16 protein-coding genes are annotated in these 17,111 nt (G+C 61.0%); 3 read left to right on the top strand and 13 right to left on the bottom strand.

The genetic code is table 11. The annotated features are described in order from the left end of the window. Positions 1-136 precede the first annotated feature (136 nt). The 12 genes from der to ADB02_RS05480 all read right to left on the bottom strand — a co-directional run bounded on the left by der (position 137) and on the right by ADB02_RS05480 (position 13,637). Positions 137-2,446 (bottom strand): bifunctional cytidylate kinase/GTPase Der, encoded by a 2,310-nt coding sequence (der, locus tag ADB02_RS05425; protein WP_049189971.1) that lies wholly within the window; start codon positions 2,444-2,446, stop codon positions 137-139. Positions 2,447-2,497: 51 nt separating this feature from the next. Beyond that, positions 2,498-3,349 carry a pseudouridine synthase gene (locus tag ADB02_RS05430; RefSeq protein ID WP_049189972.1) on the bottom strand — a complete coding sequence of 284 codons (852 nt, stop codon included), beginning with the start codon at positions 3,347-3,349 and terminating at the stop codon, positions 2,498-2,500. Positions 3,350-3,690: 341 nt separating this feature from the next. Beyond that, on the bottom strand, positions 3,691-4,380 hold the full coding sequence (bioD, locus tag ADB02_RS05435; RefSeq protein ID WP_049189936.1) for a dethiobiotin synthase: 690 nt from the start codon (positions 4,378-4,380) through the stop codon (positions 3,691-3,693). A gap of 26 nt (positions 4,381-4,406) precedes the next feature. After that, positions 4,407-5,765 (bottom strand): adenosylmethionine--8-amino-7-oxononanoate transaminase, encoded by a 1,359-nt coding sequence (locus ADB02_RS05440; protein WP_241482412.1) that lies wholly within the window; start codon positions 5,763-5,765, stop codon positions 4,407-4,409. Positions 5,766-5,958: 193 nt separating this feature from the next. Then, positions 5,959-7,092: a hypothetical protein gene (locus ADB02_RS05445; protein WP_049189937.1), complete on the bottom strand. Its 1,134-nt coding sequence runs from the start codon at positions 7,090-7,092 to the stop codon at positions 5,959-5,961. Positions 7,093-7,535: 443 nt separating this feature from the next. Further along, a complete protein-coding gene (gene scpB / locus ADB02_RS05450; protein WP_049189939.1) occupies positions 7,536-8,150 on the bottom strand; it encodes an SMC-Scp complex subunit ScpB in 615 nt (204 codons plus the stop codon). 162 nt (positions 8,151-8,312) lie between these two features. Continuing rightward, positions 8,313-9,155, bottom strand: a complete 843-nt coding sequence (locus ADB02_RS05455; protein WP_187271199.1) for a segregation and condensation protein A — start codon at positions 9,153-9,155, stop codon at positions 8,313-8,315. Positions 9,156-9,158: 3 nt separating this feature from the next. Beyond that, complete coding sequence (locus ADB02_RS05460; RefSeq protein ID WP_049189940.1) at positions 9,159-10,034, bottom strand: ParA family protein; 876 nt, start codon at positions 10,032-10,034, stop codon at positions 9,159-9,161. A gap of 51 nt (positions 10,035-10,085) precedes the next feature. Beyond that, positions 10,086-11,024: a site-specific tyrosine recombinase XerD gene (locus tag ADB02_RS05465; protein WP_049189942.1), complete on the bottom strand. Its 939-nt coding sequence runs from the start codon at positions 11,022-11,024 to the stop codon at positions 10,086-10,088. After that, positions 11,021-11,674: an NUDIX domain-containing protein gene (locus tag ADB02_RS05470; protein WP_049189943.1), complete on the bottom strand. Its 654-nt coding sequence runs from the start codon at positions 11,672-11,674 to the stop codon at positions 11,021-11,023. The genes ADB02_RS05465 and ADB02_RS05470 overlap by 4 nt, the downstream gene beginning before the upstream one ends. A 48-nt stretch (positions 11,675-11,722) precedes the next feature. After that, positions 11,723-13,354 (bottom strand): CTP synthase, encoded by a 1,632-nt coding sequence (locus ADB02_RS05475; RefSeq protein WP_049189944.1) that lies wholly within the window; start codon positions 13,352-13,354, stop codon positions 11,723-11,725. Positions 13,355-13,427: 73 nt separating this feature from the next. Then, on the bottom strand, positions 13,428-13,637 hold the full coding sequence (locus ADB02_RS05480; protein WP_038625583.1) for a DUF4177 domain-containing protein: 210 nt from the start codon (positions 13,635-13,637) through the stop codon (positions 13,428-13,430). A 94-nt stretch (positions 13,638-13,731) separates the two neighbouring features. Here ADB02_RS05480 and ADB02_RS05485 point away from each other — a divergent pair, with 94 nt between their 5' ends. After that, complete coding sequence (locus tag ADB02_RS05485; protein WP_049189945.1) at positions 13,732-14,250, top strand: type 1 glutamine amidotransferase domain-containing protein; 519 nt, start codon at positions 13,732-13,734, stop codon at positions 14,248-14,250. A gap of 43 nt (positions 14,251-14,293) precedes the next feature. Next, positions 14,294-15,076 (top strand): LURP-one-related/scramblase family protein, encoded by a 783-nt coding sequence (locus tag ADB02_RS05490; protein ID WP_049189946.1) that lies wholly within the window; start codon positions 14,294-14,296, stop codon positions 15,074-15,076. Between the two features lie 52 nt (positions 15,077-15,128). Here ADB02_RS05490 and ADB02_RS05495 read toward each other — a convergent pair whose 3' ends face one another. Then, complete coding sequence (locus ADB02_RS05495) at positions 15,129-16,253, bottom strand: esterase/lipase family protein (protein WP_049189948.1); 1,125 nt, start codon at positions 16,251-16,253, stop codon at positions 15,129-15,131. A 427-nt stretch (positions 16,254-16,680) separates the two neighbouring features. On the opposite strand from ADB02_RS05495, the gene ADB02_RS05500 reads away from it, so the two are divergent. Further along, a complete protein-coding gene (locus ADB02_RS05500; protein WP_049189974.1) occupies positions 16,681-17,046 on the top strand; it encodes a PH domain-containing protein in 366 nt (121 codons plus the stop codon). Positions 17,047-17,111: the final 65 nt, after the last annotated feature.

Genomic DNA, 17,111 nt, shown 5'->3' on the forward strand with positions numbered 1-17,111 from the left:
AATTTACTGAAACTCTAAAATGCCAACGAAAAGCCCAAAATGCAATTGCCTAAATCACATTTTGGGCTTTTCTCGGCTCAATTCGAGCGACTAGCAGTCCTGAACGGAACTACCTGACGGCGCTTCCTAGCAGGTCCTAGCGGCGCTTCTTCTTCTCGCGGACACGCACCGCGATGCGCACCGGTGAGCCCTCGAAACCAAATTCTTCACGCAGCTTGCGCTCCAGGAAGCGACGGTAGCCGTGCTCCAGGAAGCCAGTTGTAAACAGCACAATCACCGGCGGGCGCGAGGATGCCTGGGTGGCAAACAACACGCGCGGCTGGCGGCCACCACGCAGCGGTGGCGGGTTCTGCTGCATAATCGCACGCAACCAAGTGTTCAGGCGACCAGTGGAGATACGCTTATCCCACGACTCCACGGCCTCCAGCATGGCCGGCTCCAGCTTCTGCACAGCGCGACCAGTCTTGGCGGAGATGTTCACCCGACGAGCCCACGGCACGTGTGCTAGCTGCTCTTCAATTTCGCGCTCAAGCAAATCGCGACGGTCCTCATCCATGAGGTCCCACTTGTTGTAGGCGACCACAAGTGCCCGACCGGAGTCGAGAATCATGCGCAGCACGCGCTGGTCCTGCTCGGTAATCTGCTCGGAGGCATCGACCAGGAAAATCACGACCTCGGCGTTGTCAATCGTCGAACGGGTACGCAGCGAGGCGTAGAACTCGTGGCCCTTGGCGGTCTTGGTCTTCTTGCGGATACCAGCGGTATCCACAAAACGCCACAGCGCCTCGTCCATCTGCACCAGCGAGTCCACCGGGTCAACCGTGGTACCGGCCACGTCGCTGACCACTGCGCGATCTTCACCGGAGAGCTTGTTCAGCAGCGAAGACTTGCCCACGTTCGGCTTGCCCACCAGCGCCACGCGGCGCGGTCCGGTCGGTAGCGACTTCGCACGCGGCACCTCCGGGAAGGAAGCCACCACTTCGTCCATCACGTCGGCATTGCCACGACCGTGGAGGGCCGAGGTTGGGTGCGGCTCACCGAGCCCGAGGGCCCAGAACTCCGCGACGTCGCCAAGCTGCGAATCCGACTCAAACTTGTTGGCGGCGAGAATAACTGGCTGCTCCGCGCGCTGCAGGCGGCGGGCCATGACCTCTTCCGTGGCGGTGATGCCGACGGTGGTGTCGACAACCATGACAATCACATCGGCGGTCTCCATGGCGGTCTCCGCCTGACGAGCAATCGCCGCATGCATACCCTTGGCATCCGGATCCCAGCCGCCGGTGTCCTGCACCCAGAAGCGACGTCCGCCCCATTCACCCAGGTAGGAGATGCGGTCGCGGGTCACGCCCGGGAAGTCTTCGACAACTGCTTCACGACGGCCAATGAACCTGTTAACCATGGTGGACTTACCAACATTCGGTCGTCCCACAATGGCCACGGTCGGAAGAGCTTCTTCCTCCTCGTCGCTCACGCCAAGCGCTGCGAAGGCGTTTTCCAGTTCTTCCCAGTCGGCATCGTCGTCAATCTGGCCGGTTTCGGCGCGCTCGATGGCTTCGGAGATAATCGTCTCGTGGTCAGCGATTGTGCGGTCGATGAACTCGTCTGCGCTGGTGTGGCTACCTGCGGTGCCCGGCGCGTTTTCGCTCTCCACGTTTGCGACCAGGTGTCCAGCGGTATCGTCTTCGGCGCCGTCAGCGTCCTCGAAGGAGCCCTCGAACTCCTCGTTGTCGACATCGTCCCAGTCCATAGTGGACCCCGGGTAGCCGGCCTCAACGACATCGAGGACGTTTTCCACGACCTCTTCAATGTCCATCTCAGAGGTGTCCAGAATGAACGCATCCTCGGCTGGCTTCAGCGGAGAGGTCGCACGGTTGCTGTCGAGTTCGTCGCGGCGGATGACGTCGGCAAGCACGGTGTCGAAGTCGGCCTCACGACCAGCAGCGATGTCCTGGTCGTAGCGGCGGCGAGCGCGGACCTCTGCGGAGGCGGTCATGAAGATCTTCGCAGGGACGTCCGGGAGAACGACCGTGCCGATGTCGCGGCCTTCCACCACACAGCGCACAGCCGATGCGGCCAGCGAACGCTGGAGTGCGACCAGGTTGGTGCGCACAGCCGGAATCGCGGAGACCGCCGACACGTTGCGGGTGACCTCCGGGCCGCGAATCTCGCCGGAAACATCCTCGCCGTCGAGGAGGACGGCGGTGGAGTTCGGGTCATCGGAGACTTCCAGCGGCAGGGCGGCCGTCGCCTTGGCCACGGCTTCCTCGTCGGTCGGGTCGATGCCCTGGCGCAGCACCCACAGGGTGGCAACGCGGTACATAGCGCCGGTGTCCAGGTACTTTGCACCCAGCTCGGTTGCGACCATCCGGGAGACAGTCGACTTGCCAGTGCCGGAAGGGCCGTCGATGGCAACCAACAGCATGTCGTCAGTGTTCTGCTCGCTCATGTGGGCTCCTTCAGCTCCTTGGTTTTCTTCGTTCTTCTTCACTAGTGCCATTTACAGCCCCACCGCGTTGTAGAGGGAGGTCAGCTCAGCGCGGTTGAGTGCGCGGAGAGCGCCCGGGGTCTGCTCGCCCAGCTGGACAGTGTGAATCTTAGTGCGCACCAGGCGCTCGACCGGGAAGCCCGCAGTCTTGAGCATTCGGCGCACGATGTGCTTGCGGCCCTCATGCAGCTCGATGCGGACGATAGAGCGGCCCTGCCAGATGTCAATAATCTGCGCCATGTCCGCCTTAGCGATGCCATCATCGAGCTCAATGCCCTTTTCCAGCTCACGCATGACCTTGGCATCGACCTCACCGACAACGGTGGCCATGTAGGTCTTGGTGACCTCGTAACTCGGGTGCATCAGGCGGTTGGCCAGCTCACCATCGTTGGTGAGCAGCAGCAGACCCTCGGTGGGCGCATCCAGGCGCCCCACGTGGAAGAGTCGCTGACCAGCGCTGATCTTCTCACCGATGATGTCGCCCACACACGGGCGGCCCATGTCATCGTGCATGGTCGACTGCACGCCACGCGGCTTGTTCAGGACGAAGTACTGCATGTCCTCATTGACGATGACGCGGGAACCATCAACGCGAATCACAGACGTGTTCGGGTCCACCCGCACGCCCTGCCGCGTCACAATCTTGCCGTCGACCTCGACGCGGCCTTCGTCGATAAGCTTTTCCGCCATACGACGCGACGCCACGCCTGCCTGTGCCAGGACCTTCTGCAGACGTACGCCTTCACCTGCTTCGCTGTGCACGCGCTTGCCCGAGCCGCGGCGGTCGGAGTCCACGTGCTGGTGGCGCGCCGGGCGAGCGTTGGATACGTAGATGTCCTTCGCGTGGACGTTGGAGGTCTCCATCTTCGCGCCGCTGTCGCGACGGCTGCGGTTGCGCTGGGCGTTAGTGGAGCCGCGGTTGGATTGATTCTTACGGTTCTTGTGTGCCGGTGTGCCTTCTCGGCGAGCGGGTTTAGCCACTTGACCTACATCCTTTTCAAGCGTTGGAGAATGTTCTGTTTGTTAGAACGTCAGCGCCAGGCGACGCTGTTCTCTCCCCCGTGGGCCCAAAATGGCCGGTGGAAGCAGGTTAATAAAGAGAATTACAGAGAAAGCCTCGCGCCTTGTCGTCTAGCCACCTTAGCACGTTTTTCGCAAAACGCCAGCTTAACGATGTCCCGCGCGGCCTCCACCTACAGCGCCTTTTACAGCGTTGCGGCCCACTCTCGCACGCCCGGCAGCCACTGCGTAGCTTTCGCCACAAACTCCTGCCGGTCCAGCGCGCCAGCTCCCGCCTGCACCGACCCCAGCAGCGGCACCCCGGTGATGCGCGGCAGTTCCTCCAGGTTCGTCTCAATGATCGGGTCGACCTCCGCCGGCAACGAACCGCCCACCAGCGCCGTGACATTGACTCCACGGCCCCGCGCCACCTCGACGGTGAGCTCCGCCTCGTTCAGGCAACCCAGGTCCAACCGCGTCACGACCACCATCTGACTACCCGGCAACAACGCCGCCAGCTCCGGCAGCGCCCAGTCCTCGCCGAGCCGCACCAGCAAGCCGCCCGCGCCCTCCACGAGGACAACGCGGTTCGGCCCGTCGATAAGCTTGATCTTCTCCGCGATCTCCGTGGCGTTCGGCAGGCGCATTCCCGCGCGCTGCGCCGCCGCCAACGGCGCCATCGGCTCGGGGTAACGCTCGAAACCATGCAGGTTATCGATCCCCGTCAGCTCTGCGACAGTGTCCAAATCGCCGCCATTTGGGCCCGGGAAACCGGTCTGAATCGGCTTGACGACGTGCACCTGCCTGCCCTCTTCGCGTAGTGCCGCCGCCAGGGCTGCCGTGCCGATGGTCTTTCCAATATCGGTACCGGTGCCGGTGACAAGGACGATGCTCATGGTGGTTGGTGCTCCTTTTGGTTGCGCTACTTGCGTTCTTCCTCGGCGGCGACGATGGCGGCGATGGCCTCGCAGATACGGTCGACCTCGTCATTGGTGCTGATGTACGGCGGCATGGTGTACACCAATTTGCCGAATGGCCGCAGCCACACCCCGGCATCGACGGCCGCTGCGGTGGCCAGGCCCATGTCCACTGGACGCTGCATCTCCACGACACCGATTGCGCCAAGGACACGCACGTCGGCCACAGCATCGCTGCTGGCTAGGGGCTGGAGCTGGTTGCGAAGTCGGGACTCGATGCGCGGGACATCCTCACGCCACTGCCCCTCTGCAATCAGGTCGAGCTGCGCGCAGGCCACCGCACAGGCCAAGGGGTTTCCCATGAAGGTGGGGCCGTGCATGATACCTCCGCCTGCACCACTGGAAATGGTGCGAGCCACGTCGGCGGTGGTGAGGGTGGCTGCGAAGCTCATAAAGCCGCCGGTCAGCGCCTTGCCGACACACATAATATCCGGCACAATCCCGGCCGCCTGCGTCGTGAACAGGTCACCGGCCCGGCCGAAGCCGGTGGCGATCTCATCCGCGATGAGCAGAATCCCGTGCTTGTCACACAGCTTCCGGAGCCCCACAAGCAGCTCGTGGTCATGGAACCGCATGCCACCAGCGCCTTGGACTACCGGTTCAATGATGATGCCGGCGACGGAGTCGTCGATAAGCGAATCGAAGTGCGCGAGATAGCGTGCGCGTTCCTCCTCGGTTGCGCCGCGGGCGGGTGGTTTGTCGGCGAAGACCTGCGGAGTCCACTGCCCCGTCCACAGCGAATGCATGCCGCCCTCGGGGTCGCAGACGGTCATGGGCGCGCGAGTGTCGCCGTGATAGCCGCCGCGCCAAGTGGCCAGGCGGGTGCGCTCGGGATGGCCTTTGGCCTGCTGGTACTGCAGCGCCATTTTAATCGCCACTTCGACGGAGACCGAACCCGAGTCGGAGTAGAAAATGGCATCGAAGCCGGGGCCTGCGAGCTTTAGGAGCTTCTCCGCCAGCTCAATGGCCGGACGGTGCGTGAGTCCGCCGAACATGACATGCGACATCGTGGTGGCCTGCTTCTTCGCGGCTGCGACCAGCTTCGGGTGCGAGTGGCCGTGGCAAGCGGCCCACCAGCTGCTCATGCCGTCGATGAGGGTGCGGCCGTCGGCGAGGTGGAGGTTGACGCCCTCGGCGGACTCGACCAGCTTGGGCGCGACCGGCGACGGGATGGGGCCGTATGGGTGCCAGATGTGGTCGGCGTCGAATTGGGCGAGGTCGGCGATGGCTGGCTGGGTGTGTGGTTGGGCGGGTGGTTGGGAGTGCTGCGGGGTGTGCGGCTGGGCGGTTTCCGAGGCTGTCATGATACTCAGCATAATACCTGTACAGCGCCAGACTTGAACGCCGTTCGGGGTTGGTGGTGGAGCTTCTCGCAAGGATTACAGACAGTCTCAGTGACTTTACGACACCCATGTCACCTCGTGGCAGCTGTGGAGGTGGCATGAGGTGACACCTGTGTCGTGAAGTGAGGTTGGGGTGGCCCGATGAGCCAGCCAGCTAGTACAGCCGCCCCGCCTGGCTCCACACCCGTCGGCGACGCATGGCCAACTCGGCCGCCTTACCTGTGATCGTGATGGGCTGCCGCGCGAAGGCGTAGTTACCGCGATAGCAACTACCACCATTTGCTAGGTGACGCCGGATTTCCGCGGCTGCTTGCCGCAAGGTGGCTACGGCGGAGCCGTCGAAAAGCTGTGACCAGACGATCCGGATGACATTCAACCCGAGGTTCTTCAGGCGCTTTTCGCGCTCCAGCTCCTTTGCGATTGCCACCTGCGTGTCCGCGACTCCACCGTCGGTGTATTTCATACGGCCGTCGAACTCGACGACCAGCCCAAGTTCGGGCAGGTAAAAGTCCACGCGTGCGATGAAGCCACGATCATCCCGAAAGGAAACCTGCTGAAGCAACGGAGCCCGAGAATCGTCGACAGCAGCTAGCCCCGCCTGGACGATTGCTTCTTTAGTGAGCGATTCCCCAATGCTTTCCGACGACGCTGTCGCCTGCCGCAACAACCTCCTGGCCTGTGCATTTCCCGGAGCACGCGGATATGCATCCAACGTGGCCAACAGTTCCTCGGTGTCGGTGTGGCGCTGGAGGGCGGCGTCGGCAAGCACTAGTGCATTGTGCGGGGTGCGGGAACGGCAGACGTCGATGACGGACTTTGGGACATCGGTGACGAGGCGGCCATCGATTTCTACGATGTCCTCGGGGAGAATCCGGCCGGAGACGCGGATGAGGCGTTTGTGCGGCTGGTACGGGCCATTCGGCGTGCTTCGCGATTGCCCGCGCGTGCGGCCGGAGTTGGCTATCGCGATGGGAGTGTTGTGCGTGAGTAGAGGTAAACCGTGGAGAGCAGCGGCGGCATCGCGGGTGACTACGGTGGCGGTGTCGCGATGGACGAGCGCTTTGATTTCCAGGACGTAGCGTTCGGTGCTGTTTAGGGTGAGCCACCTGTCGACAGGCACGTACGCGCCGTGTGCGAGCCACAGGAGGCTGCCGCTTTTGGCCCGCCGGAGGAGATCTCGGTCGGAGTGCTGGCCGATTCGGGAGATTGCGAATGTGCTGGGGCGGGCGCATTCGCGCTGCTGGCCGGTACGGATGATGTCGTCGGCGTCGTAGTTCCACTGCGGCATCGGATTGCGCTCCTGAGGTCCAGGCAACTGCTGGTGGGTGGGTGGCGGGGTGTGAGTGTTTGTGGGTTTGTGTGTTTGTGAGTGTTTGCGAGTGTTGGTGAGTGCTACGTTCTCATTTTTGGGCTCACACGGAGGCTCAGAAGGCGTCAATTTGGCGTCGACTGTGGATAGTTTGCAGTTTTCGGGAGTTATCCACAATGCGTGTGGTGGGTGTGGTGTGCGGTGTGGGTGTGGTGGGTGCAAAGGCTCGCAGTGAGCTGTAGCGAGCAGCATACCCAGCCCGGAATGCGACTTCACGACACCCACGTCACCTCGTGGCAGCTGTGGAGGTGGCATGAGGTGACACGCGTGTCGTGAAGTGGGTTAGCCGATGGAGCGAGCCCCGCAGCCCCGCAGCCCCGCGGCCCAGCTAGGCCCCCTGTCCAACCGCCCCAGAACCCCACCTAGTCCAACGGCTCGTCGATCAAGTCGACTTCAGGCAGCAGCGGAGCCAAATCAGGCAGCTGGTCCAGCGAATCAATCCCCAAAAGCTCCAGGAACAGCGTCGTCGTAACGTACAAATGCGCGCCGGTTGCCGGGTCCTCTCCGGACTCCGCAATCAGACCGCGCGCGACCAGCGTGCGCATCACCCCATCGACATTGACACCGCGTACACCGGAGACCTGCGCACGCGTGGCCGGCTGTCGGTAAGCCACCACTGCCAGCGTCTCCATAGCTGCACGTGAGAGCTTCGACTGCGAGCCATCCAGCAAGAATCGCTCCACCGCGCTGGCGTGCGCGGGAGCCGTGTAGAAGCGCCAGCCCTCATCCGTTTCACGCAGCTCAATGCCGCTGCGACGTGCACGGTATTCGTACTCGATCTCGCGAAGCACGTCACGGACATCACTTGCGGAAACATCCAGCGCCCGCGCCATATCCTCCGCCGCCACCGGCGTATCGACTACCAGCAGAATCGACTCCACGCCTGCTCGCAACGGGTCAATGGGCGGCAATTGCGCCGAAGAAGCAGACACGGGCTCCACGGCCTGCTCGGATGGTGCGGAACTGGTTTCGCTCATGCGCGTCAGATTACGCAACCTCCCGCGCCGGGCGCTAATTGGCCGGGCGCTAATCAGCTGTTAGCGCCAGCCCAACCAAGCCCACGCCCGACCAAGCCCACGCCCAACAGCCAAGTCCCAACAGCCCAGCCCCAACAGCCAGCCCCAACGCAGCCCAGCCACCTACTCCCAGTTCGCCGCCGCCACGACGGCCGGGTCCACGTCCAGCCCGGTCCAGGCCACGTGGATTTCCTCCAGCGCCTCCTCCTGCTCCACACCGATCGCCTTGGCTCGGTAGAGCTCCAGCAGCGCCAGGAACCGCCCGACAACCTCCATGGACACGCGGCACTCCGAGGTCAGCTGCGTAAACGTCAACCAGGTCCCCTCGCCGGCCAGCCGCAGCGAGTCCAGAATTTTGCCCGCCTGCTCCGGCACGGACACGGGCACACCGTGGATGTGCCCGACGCCGACTTCCTCCGGCGGCTTCGGCCGCATCACGACGGCCGCAAACTCGGCAAACTCCCCGAGCGACATGCCCAGGCGCACGGGCGGCAGCAGCTCCTCGAACTGCTTGTCCGGCCCCACAGCTCGCGGATAGCGCCGCGGCGCGGTCTTCTGCCACTCCTCGAATTGGTCGGCTACCTTGCCATACGCCTGGTATTGCAGCAGTCGGGCGAACAGCAGGTCGCGCGCTTCTAGCAGTTCGAGGTCTTCTTCGCTGTCGACGTCGCCACGCGGCAGAAGCCGTGCGGTCTTGAGGTCGAGCAGCGTCGCTGCCACGACGAGGAATTCAGTAATCTCATCGAGGTCGCTGACTGCGTCGAGGCTGCGCGTGTACGAGATGAACTCGTCCGTCACGGCCGCCAGCGCGACCTCGGTGACGTCCATCTTTTTGCTGCTGATGAGCTGCAGCAGCAGGTCAAATGGCCCGTTGAAGTTCGCGAGCGCAACGCGGAAGCCGGTGATCTCTTCCTGCACGCCCTCGCTTGACGACGGTTCGGGAGTGTAACTATCCGGGGAAGTCACCTATTATTTGCGGCCTTTGCGCTCGATGACCTCGCGGGCCAGGTTGCGGTACTGCGCCGCAGCTGGGGTGTTCGGTGCCCAGGTGGTGATGGGCTCGCCGGCGACGGAGGTTTCCGGGAAGCGGACGGTACGAGTGATGACCGTGTCGAAGACCTTGTCCCCGAAGACCTCGATGAGGCGTTCCATGACTTCCTTGGCGTGGCGCGTGCGGCGGTCGAACATGGTGACCAGGATGCCGGAGACTTCCAGGTTGAAGTTCAGGCGGTCGCGGACCTTGGCCACCGTGTCGGTGAGCAGTGCCAGACCGCGCAGGGAGAAGTACTCCGCCACCATTGGGATGATGACGCCCTCGGAGATGGTCAGCGCATTGACGGTCAGCAGGCCTAGCGACGGCTGGCAGTCAATGATGATGAAGTCGTAGTCATTCATCACTGGGCGCAGCGCGCGTCCGAGGGCCTGCTCGCGGCCGACTTCGTTGACAAGCTGGATTTCCGCCGCCGACAGGTCGATGTTGGCCGGAACGAGGTCCAGGCCGGAGACCTTGGTGTGATGAATGGCATCGCGGACATCGGTGGTGTCGTCGACGATGAGGTTGTAGACCGTCAGGTCGAGTTCCTCATGAGGAACACCAAGACCGGCGGATAGTGCGCCTTGCGGGTCCAAGTCAACGAGCAGGACTTTACGGCCGAACTCTGCCAGCGCTGCGCCCAGGTTAATGGTCGAGGTGGTCTTACCCACGCCGCCCTTCTGGTTACACATTGCCAGGATGACTGCGGGGCCGTGACTGTTCAGGGGTGCGGGTTCCGGCAGCTCACGTGCCGGACGACCGGTGAGACCGAGTTCAACTCGATCGGCCTCAAACAACCCTTCTTCAGCCACAGTCAATCCCTCTTCCTTGAAGATTTCTCATCAATTCTACTGCGCGATATATTACCGCGAGTATTCAGCCCGTGGGTGAGCCCCCGCCCAGACTCGTCGCATATTCTCCGCGGTAATCATGGTGTAAATCTGGGTCGTCGTCACCGAGGCGTGCCCCAGCAGCTCTTGGACAACGCGCACATCAGCACCGCCTTCGATGAGGTGTGTACCGAAACTGTGGCGCAGGGTGTGCGGGGAAATTTTCACCTTCAGCCCGGCGCGCTCACCCAGCTCCGCCAGTGTATTTCCTGCCGATTGCCGAGACAGTCTGCGCCCCAGCGAGTTGATAAACAGTGCCGGCCCAGAGTTTGCCCGCACCCAGCTCGGCCGCCCGCGTGTCAGCCACGCATCCAGCGCCGCCATGGCCGGCGATCCCACGGGCACGATGCGCTCCTTGCCGCCCTTACCACGCAGCAACACCAGGTTGGTTTCGCGGTCCACGTCATCGATATCCAGGCCGGTGACCTCCGAAACACGAGCCCCCGTCGAATACAGAAACTCCACCAGTGCACGGTTGCGCAAATCCGTCACGTCGGCGGTCTCATCGTCGGGGATGGACTCGATAAGCCGGGTGACCTCATCAATGCTGAGCGCCTTCGGATACCGCGAGGGCTGCTTCGGCGGCGCCACCCGCTTGGCGACATCCGCATCCAACGCGCCTTCACCCACCGCGAACTTGTGGAAGCTCCGCACGGCCGACAGCGACCGCGTCACCGAGGTCGGGGCCAGCGCTGGCCTTCCCGCCGACTTATCTCCCCGCGCCAGATACGCCAGGAACTCTGACACATCCTGCTCGGTGACCTGCGCCAATTCCGTACGCCCAATCTCCCGCAGATAGGTGCGGTACTTCTCCAAGTCGCGCTTATAACTGGCGAGCGTATTCGCCGACAGCCCCTTTTCCACCGCGAGGTAGGTGACGAAGGCGTCGACAAGCGGATCGATCGAACTCATCGGATGCGTTTCAGATCCGCGCCGGCGCCGAGCTGCTCGGTTCGACGCTTGGCCAGGGCCGTCGGCCGAATGTCGAACGGCTCCACGACCGAGCGCGGCGTCGCACCCCGCAGCAGCACCTCCGCCGCCAGCAAAATGCCGGACAGCGCGATGCCGTTGAGGATCTCTCCGCGCAGCGCCATCGCCACCGCGTCCTCCACGCCAATCCACGACGCAGTCATGTCCGCTTCCTCATCGTGGGCTTCCGGCTTATCGACGGCACGGAGCCCCCTGGCCAGATAGATCCGAACCGCTTCCTCTGCAAAGCCGGGCGAGCTGAACATATCGGTAAGCAGGGACCAGGACTCGGCCTCCAGTCCGGCTTCCTCCACTAACTCGCGCTTGGCGGCCTCCAGCGGGTCTTCGTCCGCGACATCGAGAAGCCCGGCCGGTAACTCCACCAGGCGCTGCCCCGCTGCCTGCCGCCACTGATTGAGCAGGTAGAGGCGGTTATCCTCATCTGCGGCAACGACTGCAACAGCGCCGAAGTGCTCTACGATCTCGCGGGCGGACACTTTCCCACCCGGCATTCGCACCTGGTCGCGACGAACTGCGATGATAGGTGCCTCGAGAACAATCTCGGAATCAACAACGTCAAATTGATGCGCCATGAGATTTACTCTAATAGGTAGGCCGGATTCGCCCTCGCGGAGCCGAGGCTAGTTGCGCTTGAGGGCTGCGGCGATGAGGCCGTCGAAAAGCGGATGGGCGTTGGTGGGGCGTGACTTCAGCTCCGGGTGCGCCTGCGTGGCCACGAGGTATGGGTGCACGTCTGTGGGGTATTCGACGAATTCGACGAGCTTGCCGTCCGGCGAGGTGCCGGAGATGACCAGGCCTGCTTCTTCGAGCTGGGCGCGGTAGGCGTTGTTGACCTCGTAGCGGTGGCGGTGGCGCTCGGTGACATCGGTGGTGCCATAGAGACCGGCGACGACGGAGCCTTCGGCGAGCTTCGCCGGGTAGGAACCCAGGCGCATGGATCCGCCCAGGTCAGCCTCACCGGAGACGGCCTGGAGCTGTTCCTCCATCGTGGCGATGACCGGCTCGGCCGCGTTCTCATCGAACTCGGTGGATGACGCGCCCTCAACGCCTGCGGTGCGTGCCGCCTCAATGACGACACACTGCATACCCAGGCAGATTCCCAGCAGCGGCGTGCCGGTTTCCTTGGCGTAGCGGATGGTCGCGATCTTGCCTTCGATGCCGCGCCCGCCGAAGCCACCGGGGATGACAATCGCGTCAACGCCGGCCATATTTTCTTTCAGCCCCTCGGGGGTTTCGCAGTCATCGGAGGCGACCCAGCGGATATTCGCCTTCACCCGGTGGGCGAAACCGGCGGCCCGCACGGCTTCCGCGACGGACAGGTAGGCATCCGGCAGGTCAATGTACTTGCCGACGAGCGCCACCGTAACCTCCCCCTTCGGATTGTGGACCCGCTCGAGGAGGTCTCCCCACACGGCCCAATCCATGTCGCGGAACGGCAGGTTGAGGCGGCGGATAATGAAAGTGTCCAGGTGCTCGTCGTAGAGGACCTTCGGGATGTCGTAGATGCTCGGCGCATCCGGGCAGGACACCACGCCCTCGCGGTCGATGTCGCACATCAGCGCAATCTTGTTTTTGAGGGAGTCGGGGACGTCGCGGTCGCATCGCAAAACGACGGCATCGGGAACCAGTCCAATCGAGCGAAGTTCGGCCACCGAATGCTGGGTGGGCTTGGTCTTCAGTTCCTTGGAGGGGCCGAGGTATGGAACCAGCGAAACGTGCAAGTAGAAGACATTCTCGCGGCCGACGTCGTGACGCACTTGACGCGCGGCTTCCAGGAAGGGCTGCGATTCGATATCGCCGACAGTGCCTCCGATTTCGGTGATGACCACGTCGGGCTTTTCGCCGTTTGCGTCGGCATTGCCCATAGCGACGATGCGGGATTTGATTTCATCGGTGATGTGCGGGATGACCTGGACTGTCTGTCCAAGGAATTCGCCGCGACGCTCCTTGGCGATGACCGAGGAATAGACCTTGCCGGTGGTGACGTTACCGCCGGCGGAGAGATTGCGATCGAGGAAACGCTCGTAATGACCCAGGTCGAGGTCGGTTTCTGCGCCGTCTTCGGTGACGAAGACCTCGCCGTGCTGGAAGGGATTCATGGTGCCCGGATCCACGTTGAGGTAGGGATCGAGCTTCTGCATAGTCACTTTCAGACCACGCGAGGTGAGCAGGCGGCCGAGCGAAGCCGCAGTTAAGCCTTTGCCGAGGGAGGAGGCTACGCCTCCTGTAACGATGATGTATTTCGTAACCACGGGACTTCAGAATATCGCTTGCGCGGGTGTGAGCGCAAGCGACTTTTCATAATGGCGGATATTGATTACGCAACTAGGTAAGACTCTCGAAGATCATCGTCGCCTGGATGCGGTCACCACCCATCAGTCCCTTACTGCCTGAAGAGGCAGTAGTAATCGTGTGCAGCCGGAAGCCCTGCGAAGCCTTGTCGTTGATTACCCGCTCAAGCTCCGTCAAGTTAGCCGAGCCGGTACCGATGAACTTTTCCTTCAGAACCACCTGAAGAACTTCATAGTGAGGCATTTTTCGCCCTCCATCAAGATAATTTTTCAATATTGCATGCAAAACAATACTCGGGCGGATGCATAAATGCGATCACGTCGTTACCCTCGGGGCTATGACTGATTTAACGAATAAGACCATTGCAGTTTTGGCCACTGACGGATTCGAGGACTCCGAGCTGACTAGCCCGGCTGAGGCCGTAAAGGATGCCGGTGCGACCGTGCACGTTATCTCCACCGAAGAAGGCTCCATTGAGGGCAAGAATGGTACGAAGGTGGACGTCGATAAGCTGACCAGCAGCGTTTCTGCTGATGATTACGATGCTCTGATTCTGCCGGGCGGCACCGTGAATGCTGACCAGATTCGCATCGATAAGGATGCCGTGGCCCTGGTGAAGGGATTCACCGCAGCCGACAAGCCTATCGGCGTGATTTGCCACGGCGGTTGGATTCTCACCGATGCGGATGCACTGAAGGGCCGCACGATTACCTCCTACATCAGCGTCAAGACCGACCTGGTGAACGCTGGCGCCAACTGGGTCGACGAGGAAGTTGTCGTTGACGGCAACCTGATTTCCTCTCGCACCCCGGCTGATCTTGAGGCTTTCAACAAGGCGCTCGTAGAGAACTTCTAACCCACTCGCCTGCCCCAAGACTCATCAAAGGAAGGCTGTTGCCATGACTTCATATTGGGATAATCCAAAGTCACTGTGGAATCAGATTCCACAAAATGATGCGGAAGAGGCTTCCGCGCAGCAGCCGTCCGCGCCCGAGCAGCCTTCCGAACCCCGGCAGCCTTCCACGCCGGAGCAGCAACTTCCCGCACCTGAACAGCTTCCGCCACAGCAAGGGCACTACCAGGGATTGCTCTCGCACAACACTATCGTTATCCAGCAGATTCGAAACTTCATGGCGGATGATTTCGACATCCTGGATACCGAGGGCAATTGCATCGGCAAGATTGAAACTACTGGCGGCACGCTGAGCCGAATGTTTATGGGCTCTCGTCGTCTGACAGTGTCCGAGCCAGACCGCACTCCGGTATTCGTTATTACCGATCCGACCGATTTCGCCCTTGACAGCTACGAGGTCTACTACCCCGACCCGCAGGCGACATCCTCTGAAGGCAAGCAGCAGACTGGAGCAGAGGCTTCGCGCCTATTGGCAACTATTCAGCAGAAGTTTGCGTTCTTTAAGCGGCGGCTGGAAATTTCCATCCCCGGTTTTGCCAATTGCGAGGTCGACGGCGACGTTTGGCATTACGACGCAACCTTCAAGATTAATGACATCGAAGTTGCACAGATGTCCCGCAAGTGGTCGGGTTTTACAAATATGCTAACCGGCAATGAGCGCTATGTACTGCAGCTCAAGGATGATTTGCCGCCACAGCTACGCGCCGCGATTATTGGTGCCGCCATTGCCCTGGATTTGATGGCGAAAAAGGCGCGTTCCGACAGCTAGTAGCTACTGCCGACAACGCACCCTAACCCTTGTCCGGTTCTACCGCCGGCTACTATCGCGGCTGCGACGTACCCGCAGCCTGCGCGATGCGTCCGTCGATTTCCGTGATGCCATCAGAAACGGCATTGACATGTTCAGGGCGAACACCGGCATTGTCATTGATGCCGCCTTCCACAAAGCCAGTTACCGGTACACATGGAACCTCAACATTGCGCCCCAGCGCATTAGCTACCAGCGCAATTGCCCGCGGCGAGAAAGTCAGTCCGATGTGGCCCGACAGATCGGCAGAGCACCCATCCTGCAGGAGGATATTGTTGGACGTTGGTGCCTGCCACTGACTTGCAGCCATGGGAGTGACGGCTTCATCAACCTGGGTAGAAATTGCAACATAGTTGACACCCGGCTGCTCCAAGCCGCCCTCATTCATCTTGGCCATGAACTCGCTATGCTGCAGCAGATCCACCAGGCTCGGGCTGACAATGTACCCCGCAGCCTTATTGCCAGCGTTGTCGAACTGGTCGAGCTGCTCCAAACCATAGGAGATACCGAGCAGCGATGTGCCGTGCAGGACGCCCGCCAGGGACACTACCGTGCCTATACCCCGGCCCTGCTCCTGCTTGGCGTAAGCGGCAGCCAAGGTGCCACCAGCAGAGTGACCAACAATATCGACGGCGGTAGCACCAGTTTCAGCCTTGAGGGTGTCAATCTTTGCAGTCAGCTCAGCCAAAGCGGTGTCGAGCGGGGTCATGTTGCGCATGGTTGGAATAGAGCCCAGCACCGAAAACTCGTCAGGACCTAGCTTGCCGACGTTAAATGCGTACAGACACTTACCCATTGCCTTTAGCTCCGGTGCCATGCGCGCATAGGTCTGGTACGAGTTCGAGTTCATCCCGTGAATCATGACCACCGGATTCTCTCCAGGAGCAGGAACACAGTGCACATTTGTGCCCTCTGGACTGATGTTTTCCGTCATCCCCTGATTGACCATGACGGTGGGGAAATCATTTGCCTTTGGGCCCCACTCGCCCATTTCGGTCCAGGACAGGACCTGATCATTACCAGTTGCCGAAGCCGGTGCGGCAGCCGCGATAGGAGCCGCTGCCATAGCGACACCAGCTGCGGCTACCAGTGCTGTGGCCGACCGTGCCAGCTTCGAAAATGCTCGATGAGTGCCCATGATTACTCCTTGCGTAGAACAGTGAATAGCAAAACGCTTCCAATAAGAACTACGGCATGGGCAAGAGCCAAAAATTACAGGCTATGAATCGTTATCGTACTCTGATAGGCGACCAACCAAAGCCCCTAAACAGGGTTAATAAAATGTGAACTAAATATAACTATAATACTATCCCCCCCCAGTTCTGCAGGCTTTTAAAGTGATGTCGGCCATCGGGTGAAACAGAAGCGCGCACCCGCCCCATTCCTGTGCACGCTGCACTGACAGCGGCTGCAAATATCTCGATACTTGCAGGCGCAAGCACCTGCTCAAGCACCAATTCAGGAGTTAGCCCAGGTACACCCGATAAAAATATTTTTCATTAACTAACGAATTAATCGTAAAATTATGCAGCCGAAAATTACTTTTACTTCCCTTGGAGGATCCCGTGGAAGCTGCAGAAATCACTAGTTGGACTTTTGTCGAAGAGACCCCAATTCCTAAGGACGCACAGGAGCTGATGGTTCAAGGCGAACAGCCCTACGTGGCATTCAAGACATTCCGAGACTCTGCAATCTTCACCAATAAGCGTTTAATCGTACGAGATGCGCAGGGATTGACCGGCAAAAAGGTGGAGATGTATTCGCTTCCGTACAGCTCCATCAACATGTGGTCCACAGAAAACGCAGGCACTCTGGATTTCAACGCTGAAATCGAGCTGTGGACTCGTGCGGGCAAAATCAAAATTAAAATTGGCCGCGGCCTCGATGTCCGTGCAATTGACCGGCTAATCGGTAACTGCGTGCTTGCGTAACAGCCGTCAGCTGATTATTCCGCGATTCCCACGAGATTCTTTGGACCTTTTTCAATCTGTGGGAG

The organism is Corynebacterium sp. 212_CJEI, from assembly GCF_001055915.1.
GTDB classification, from domain to species: Bacteria; Actinomycetota; Actinomycetes; order Mycobacteriales; family Mycobacteriaceae; genus Corynebacterium; species Corynebacterium jeikeium_D.

Excerpts from the sequence above, each read along its gene's own strand:
- der (WP_049189971.1), bottom strand. The coding sequence starts at position 2,446 with ATGAGCGAGCAGAACACTGACGACATGCTGTTGGTTGCCATCGACGGC.
- ADB02_RS05430 (WP_049189972.1), bottom strand. The coding sequence starts at position 3,349 with ATGGAGACCTCCAACGTCCACGCGAAGGACATCTACGTATCCAACGCT.
- scpB (WP_049189939.1), bottom strand. The coding sequence starts at position 8,150 with ATGAGCGAAACCAGTTCCGCACCATCCGAGCAGGCCGTGGAGCCCGTG.
- ADB02_RS05485 (WP_049189945.1), top strand. The coding sequence starts at position 13,732 with ATGACTGATTTAACGAATAAGACCATTGCAGTTTTGGCCACTGACGGA.
- ADB02_RS05470 (WP_049189943.1), bottom strand. The coding sequence starts at position 11,674 with ATGGCGCATCAATTTGACGTTGTTGATTCCGAGATTGTTCTCGAGGCA.
- ADB02_RS05445 (WP_049189937.1), bottom strand. The coding sequence starts at position 7,092 with ATGCCGCAGTGGAACTACGACGCCGACGACATCATCCGTACCGGCCAG.
- bioD (WP_049189936.1), bottom strand. The coding sequence starts at position 4,380 with ATGAGCATCGTCCTTGTCACCGGCACCGGTACCGATATTGGAAAGACC.
- ADB02_RS05465 (WP_049189942.1), bottom strand. The coding sequence starts at position 11,024 with ATGAGTTCGATCGATCCGCTTGTCGACGCCTTCGTCACCTACCTCGCG.
- ADB02_RS05440 (WP_241482412.1), bottom strand. The coding sequence starts at position 5,765 with ATGACAGCCTCGGAAACCGCCCAGCCGCACACCCCGCAGCACTCCCAA.
- ADB02_RS05490 (WP_049189946.1), top strand. The coding sequence starts at position 14,294 with ATGACTTCATATTGGGATAATCCAAAGTCACTGTGGAATCAGATTCCA.
- ADB02_RS05495 (WP_049189948.1), bottom strand. The coding sequence starts at position 16,253 with ATGGGCACTCATCGAGCATTTTCGAAGCTGGCACGGTCGGCCACAGCA.
- ADB02_RS05480 (WP_038625583.1), bottom strand. The coding sequence starts at position 13,637 with ATGCCTCACTATGAAGTTCTTCAGGTGGTTCTGAAGGAAAAGTTCATC.